The sequence below is a fragment of the Blautia ammoniilytica genome (assembly GCF_025566965.1).
GTDB lineage: Bacteria > Bacillota > Clostridia > Lachnospirales > Lachnospiraceae > Blautia_A > Blautia_A ammoniilytica.
In genome coordinates this window covers 22,269-28,579 of the sequence record NZ_JAOQJL010000044.1, presented here as the reverse complement: position 1 = coordinate 28,579, position 6,311 = coordinate 22,269, and the positions used below count along the sequence as shown (strand labels likewise).

Genomic DNA, 6,311 nt, shown 5'->3' with positions numbered 1-6,311 from the left:
AACGTACCGTTTTGAGCAGAAAACGCGTACCGCTAAATCAGAATGAATGTACCGCTGATTTCAGAATAGGCGTACCGTTCGAGCAGAATTTGCAGTATTTACAAAAGATGAAATTAAAGAGCTTCCAGTGAGATATAGTTTTATGCTTGTATTGATTCCGATAGGTAGCATTTATATTATGAATAATATCTTTATGTTTGGGTATAGGCTCCATAGTGATCGTGCAAATATCCAATCTGCAGTTACTGCCGTTATCTTGTTAGGCGTGAATGTTCTTGTTTTCTATATTTATATAAAATTGGCGGATGATCTGCAGCTAAGAAGAATGACCTCTGTCTATGAACAACAATTAGATTTGTGTGAACGACATCAGCAGGAGAGAGAACTGTCAATACTTCGATTAAGAGATGTAAGACATAATATGAAAAACAACCTTGTGTCGATTCTTGCATATGCAGAAAATGGAGATAATGAAAAAATTATTAGATTTGTCAATGAGATAATGGAAGAAGGTGGAATAAAGACATCTACAGTTACAAACAGTGGAAATATTGTTATAGATTCATTGATTGGATATTGGTATGTTGAGGCAAAGAAAGTGGGAATAGACTTTTCCGTAAATTTAAATATTCCTATGGAAATGCCGTTTAGGGGTGCGGATATTTGCCTGATACTGGGCAATTTATTAGAAAATGCTGTAGAGGCAGCACAAAAAGCGGAGGGTAAAAAGTACATTAGGTTTCACATGAAATATGATAAAAATAACTTGCTGCTATTTGTGGAAAATAATTACAAAGGTGTGCTTATAAAGACGAAAGATAAAAGGTTAAAGTCTACAAAAACAGATGCGGGAAATCATGGGGTAGGTCTCTCATCCGTATATCGAATTGCTGCCAAATATCATGGAGTGGTTACGATTGATGATGATGTGGCAAACCGTTTTTTAATCAGAGTAGTGTTATATGGAAAGCAGGAATAATTACATCAACAGTCGATATTATTACAGTATATTTTGTATTATGGAAAAAAGATATAAAATAAAAAGATAATTTTGGGGAAATGGCGAATGATTTTTTTAGAATGGTATTGTGGTGGTGCGGTATGACGGAAGTATTATTATTCAGTGATGATGAGAAAATCTTTAATTTGACAAATAGTGTAATAGACGGAAGATATAAATTAACATGGTGTACTTATAAGTCCTTGGAAAAAAAGTTATATCCGTATCCGGATATAGTTATTATGTACTTTGATAAAGAAATGGTTAAGAAAGGTACATTTAAAACAATTGTTCAGGTAAAGGGGAGGCTGGGACAAAGGATACCAATCCTTACGCTGATGGAAGAAGGAACACCGCAGAATATTTTTTCAACGTTAATGGCGGGTGCCTATGACTATTTAGAAATAGCCAAAAGTTCAGAGGAATATAGAAAGAAAATAGAAGATATTGCCCGATGGAATTGGTATTTAGGAAAATATGGGTTAAAAGAGAAGTAGTAGTGATATAAATTTCGCCGCTACTTTTTATTTTAAGGAGAAATAGAAAAAGTTACATCAACACTCGTTTTTTTTACAAGAAAGACAAATTTGTGTTTTTTTGTAGTAGTGTAGAGGAAACAACTGAAAGGAGATTCAAATTATGAATTCTAAAAATGTAAAAAAACAGTCAGCTAAAGCATTAGCAAATGTATCTTTGAAACTGGGAAAAATGTCAGCGGACAGTGCGTGCTGCTATATCTTCCATCAGCCTAAAATGCCGGAAGCACTGAAGAAAATGAAAAAGATGTAACATGAAATATTTTTCTGAAAAACTGACAGGTTATATTGTTAAATCTGGTGCTGTTCCAGAGGAATCATATGAAATATACCAATATGGGTTTCAAATAGGACTTGAAATGTTGAGCTGTCTTTTGACCTGTTTTGGAATTGCGGTATATTTGCATATGATTCCGGAATTTGCAGTGGTTACAGGAATTTTTATGATGTTGCGCAGTTTTGTTGGTGGAGTGCATCTAAACAGCTTTGGTGCCTGCTTTATGTGTTCTGTCACTGTGCAGACATTGGTACTGGTTGTTAATCGTTTGTATACACAACCTTTAAATCTTGCGTGGGGAATAATTGTGTTGAGCAGTGTTCTAATTTGGAATATGGCTCCGGTACAAAGCATTAACCGAGAACTTGATGCAGATGAAAAAAAACACTGCAGAAAGGTAGCTGTAAAAATTATTGTGGGCATATATGTGTTTGCGGGGATTTGTACACTTACCGGGATGAAAGCAATAGTGTCTTTGGTTGCAGTGACAATGGCAGTAGTTTTGATCTCACAATATATTGGGGCAGTAAAGTACAAAATAGAAAAGAGATAATAAGCGGGAATAGTAGACGAAATCTATTATTTCCGCTTATTTTATTTGAGGATAAAAGAATCGTTTATTTTTTATAAGCAACACTGTTTCGGTAATGAAAAACGTCTGCTAGGCTTCGGCTCAGGAGGCGTTTCTTATTATAAAGATAAAAAAATTCTTCCAGACCCGAACATCGCGTACTTTCCATACGGGATATGGGTGAAAGGGAAAAGACCTTTGCTCATATCTTGCGATCGGGAAGGAGGTGAACTCTATGGAGCAATCTTCTTCCTATGACGAAACAACGGTCAGGCATCAGTTTGATCGAAAGTGCAAACTGGCGCTGGATGGCGAAGTGGTAGATTATGACAGGCATATGGATTATCGGAGAAAACATGAAATATTGTTTTCAGAACTATCTGAATGTCAGACAGGGAAACTGTCAGTAGTGGATGAATATAATGAAACATCCTACTTTTTTAAAACATGTGAGTATGATGTGAAAGTGAAAAGTTCTTTACTGGCAGAGGCATTGAATGCGTTGACGGATAGAAAAAGAGAAGTAATTCTGCTGTCATATTTTATGGAGATGAGTGATGCTGCGATTGCAAGGAAAATGAATCTTGTTAGAAGTACGGTGCATGAGCACCGGACACGTTCATTGGAATTGCTGAAGCAGATAATGGAGGAAAACAAAAGTGAGTGTAAAAAATAAAAATACAGAAGAAAAATGGCTGCTTCCATTTTGCATTATTGAGGATGCTACAACAGGTAATGTTATGGCAATTAATACGGTAATGAAACATTATGAAGGCTACATAGCAAAGCTGGCAACCAGAAAAATGTATGATGAATATGGAAACGTTCATTACTGCGTAGATAAAACTCTGCGTGACAGATTAGAAGCGAAACTGCTGAAAACGATTTTAGAATTTAAAATAGTACGTTAAGAATGACTGGAAACCAGTATCCCTTTCTGCTGGCTTCTGATAGGAGACATTTAACGTATAAAAGTTGATTTTAAGAAATAAATTGCACCTTGATAACAGAATATTTTATTCTGCGGGACAAATGAAACAGTATAGCCTGGCAGCGGATACGCCATGAATGTCATGATGGTAACTTTGCGACACCGTGTCGCAAGGTTGGAGTACGTGAATACGTGTTTATGAGAAATTGACATGAGCGATTCATATCTGGCTGTAGGCAGAGTGTGGGAACTTTGTGGCGAAGACACTGTTTCTGATAATGATACTTCCGGGATGGCTGCCCGGTCTGAAAAGATGGTGTGATTCCAATGAGGCTGTTTCCCGACAGCCGCCTGCAGAATTTTTATATTAATATAGAGAGAAAAGGAATAAAAGAATATGCAAAGAGCAACAAAAAAAGTGGAAAAGAAAAGGTTAGTCAGATATAAAGAGGGTGCAGAAATGTACAGTATGGGAATGAATAAATTTCAGACATTAGCAAAGGATGCGGGAGCCATCTTGAAGATAGACAGAATGGTATTGGTTGACTTAGATATTTTTGATCAATATCTTGAAACATTCCGGGTGCAGTAAAAGAATTATTTTTGATAAGGAAAGATTTTCAGAGAAAAGGAAAATACACTTGACTTACGGTTAAACCAAAAGTATAATAAAGGAGAAATGGATGGAGGTGTACGATGTGGCTAAAATGGGAAGACCAAAGTCAGCGAATCCGAAAAATACGTTGATTGGATTGAAACTGACAGAGGAAGAAGCCACAAAACTTAGAGAATATGCGTCCAAACATGACATGACCGTAACAGAAGTGCTACAAAAAGGAATTGATTTGCAGTATGCAATGGAAGATTCCCAAAGAAGCTAAGTGTGAAAATTCTTTCCTTGAGAAAGGAGAAAAATGGTATATTCAAGGAAGGATAGAAAAGGGAGGGTATTAAGAAAAGGCGAAACACAACGTAAATGCGATGGAAAGTATGTGTATACATATATGGATACATTAGGCAGAAGACGCAGCATTTATTCAAAAGATATTAAGACATTAAGAGAACGTGAAGAACAGTTAGTTAAAGATCAGCTAGACGGTCTGGACACCTATGTTGCAGGCAGTGCAACAGTTAATTTTGTTTTTGATAGATATATTTCTACAAAATCAGAATTGAGAGAAACAACAAGAACGAATTATAAATATATGTATGATCGTTTCGTGAAAGATGGGTTTGGCAAAAAGAAGATTGCTGTGATTAAGTTTTCAGATGTCCTACAATTTTATCAATACTTATTGAAAGATAAGAAAATGCAAGTGAATACGCTGGAGACTATTCATACGGTGTTACATCCAACCTTTCAGTTAGCAGTAAGGGATAATATTATCAGAACTAATCCGAGTGATGGGGTAATGGCACAAGTAAAAAAGCTACCGGGGCGAAATCATGGTGTGAGACATGCACTAACCTTGGAGCAACAGAGAGCTTTCATAAGATACATAGAGAATAATGAAAGGTTTGAAAGCTGGGTGACATTATTCAAGTTTTTACTTGGCACTGGCTGCAGAATAGGTGAGGCGATTGGAATCCGGTGGGATGACATTGATTTTGAGAAGCGGATAATTAGTATCAATCATAGTTTGGTTTATTATAGCAGGGAATATAAGGGACATGGTATTTGTTCATTTGCCGTATCATTACCTAAAACAGAGGCGGGCATAAGAATGATTCCTATACTTGATACAGTTTATGAAGCTCTTAAAAGAGAGTATGCATTTCAAGAAGAAAACGGGTTCAATGAAACAGAAATTGATGGAATGTCTGGATTTGTTTTTTCTAATCGTTTTGGAAATGTACATAATCCACAGGCTATCAATAGAGCAATTAAGCGTATATACGAAGCATATAATGTAGAAGAGGTGCTAAAAGCTGCCAAAGAAAAGAGAGAGCCGATTCTTATACCGCATTTTTCATGTCATCATTTGAGACATACTTTTTGTTCGAGGTTTTGTGAAAATGAGACAAATTTAAAGGTAATTCAGTCTATCATGGGACATGCAAATATTGAAACTACGATGGACATTTATGCAGAAGTTACAGAAACAAAAAAGCATGAGTCGATGCAGGAATTAGCAAAAAAATTAGATGTATTTTAGGAAAGAGTCTGATTTAGTTTTGCTGAGGAGGTACGACAAAATTTGTATAGTACGACAAGAGTACGACAAATTAAAGAGCCTTAATCAGTTCTAAAGGTTTAGAGAATAAATGATGAAAGGCTGTAAAGTGTTTTAATAAAGGGAATTAAATTGTATAAGATGTATGCAGTTAGAAATCCCGACAATGAAGTCACTGGACGCTGACAAGAAAGCTTCCAAGACTTCCGAAGCAGCTCCGGCAGAGGCTGAAAAAACAGTTGAGAAGATTGATTTTTCCAAAGTAAAAGTTGAGCCATTATTTGAAGAAATGGTTGATTTCGATACTTTCAGCAAGTCTGATTTCAGAGCTGTAAAGGTAAAAGCATGTGAAGCAGTTAAGAAATCCAAGAAGCTGTTACAGTTCACTCTGGATGACGGAACAGGCACAGATCGTACGATTTTAAGCGGTATTCATGCTTATTACGAGCCGGAAGAACTGGTTGGAAAGACCTTAATTGCAATCACCAACCTGCCACCGAGAGCCATGATGGGAATTGAATCTTGTGGAATGCTTCTCAGTGCAATTCATGAGGAAGAGGGCGAAGAAAAACTTCATCTTCTGATGGTTGATAACCACATTCCGGCTGGTGCAAAGCTGTATTAAAATTAAATATTAAATGTCTAAAACCATGATGTCAGACCGCATTTGACAACAATTTGACAACAAAATTTGGGATAATAATGAATCGTTATGAAGCATGACGAATTTCAGGTGAAAGGACACAGGTTTGGCAATGAAGTAAGAGCACTTCTTAGAGTTAATCTAAGAGGTGCTTTTTTGCGTTGCATATCAAAGAGGCG

Annotated in this window: 9 protein-coding genes and 1 pseudogene; all 10 read left to right on the top strand. The window is 36.3% G+C overall.

Translation table 11 applies throughout. The features are described 5' to 3' along the window. The first annotated feature begins 178 nt into the window (after positions 1 to 178). Positions 179 to 979 (top strand): sensor histidine kinase, encoded by an 801-nt coding sequence (locus OCV61_RS16275; protein WP_262583223.1) that lies wholly within the window; start codon positions 179 to 181, stop codon positions 977 to 979. A gap of 122 nt (positions 980 to 1,101) precedes the next feature. Continuing rightward, positions 1,102 to 1,497, top strand: a complete 396-nt coding sequence (locus OCV61_RS16270) for a PleD family two-component system response regulator (protein WP_195256384.1) — start codon at positions 1,102 to 1,104, stop codon at positions 1,495 to 1,497. A gap of 142 nt (positions 1,498 to 1,639) precedes the next feature. After that, the gene (locus OCV61_RS16265) at positions 1,640 to 1,789 is read left to right on the top strand and encodes a cyclic lactone autoinducer peptide (protein ID WP_158422676.1); all 150 of its coding nucleotides are present in this window, start codon (positions 1,640 to 1,642) and stop codon (positions 1,787 to 1,789) included. Between the two features lies 1 nt (position 1,790). Beyond that, positions 1,791 to 2,366: an accessory gene regulator ArgB-like protein gene (locus OCV61_RS16260; RefSeq protein WP_158422675.1), complete on the top strand. Its 576-nt coding sequence runs from the start codon at positions 1,791 to 1,793 to the stop codon at positions 2,364 to 2,366. Between the two features lie 253 nt (positions 2,367 to 2,619). Further along, the gene (locus tag OCV61_RS16255) at positions 2,620 to 3,060 is read left to right on the top strand and encodes an RNA polymerase sigma factor (RefSeq protein ID WP_144167538.1); all 441 of its coding nucleotides are present in this window, start codon (positions 2,620 to 2,622) and stop codon (positions 3,058 to 3,060) included. Then, a complete protein-coding gene (locus tag OCV61_RS16250; RefSeq protein WP_144167540.1) occupies positions 3,044 to 3,295 on the top strand; it encodes a helix-turn-helix domain-containing protein in 252 nt (83 codons plus the stop codon). The genes OCV61_RS16255 and OCV61_RS16250 overlap by 17 nt, the downstream gene beginning before the upstream one ends. Positions 3,296 to 3,712: 417 nt before the next feature. Beyond that, a complete protein-coding gene (locus tag OCV61_RS16245) occupies positions 3,713 to 3,907 on the top strand; it encodes a DUF6462 family protein (protein WP_117639540.1) in 195 nt (64 codons plus the stop codon). A 91-nt stretch (positions 3,908 to 3,998) separates the two neighbouring features. Beyond that, a complete protein-coding gene (locus tag OCV61_RS16240) occupies positions 3,999 to 4,196 on the top strand; it encodes a hypothetical protein (RefSeq protein WP_144167542.1) in 198 nt (65 codons plus the stop codon). 33 nt (positions 4,197 to 4,229) lie between these two features. After that, positions 4,230 to 5,471, top strand: a complete 1,242-nt coding sequence (locus tag OCV61_RS16235) for a tyrosine-type recombinase/integrase (protein WP_158422674.1) — start codon at positions 4,230 to 4,232, stop codon at positions 5,469 to 5,471. Between the two features lie 169 nt (positions 5,472 to 5,640). Continuing rightward, positions 5,641 to 6,114, top strand: a pseudogene (locus OCV61_RS16230) (lysine--tRNA ligase); the annotation flags it as partial. Positions 6,115 to 6,311: the final 197 nt, after the last annotated feature.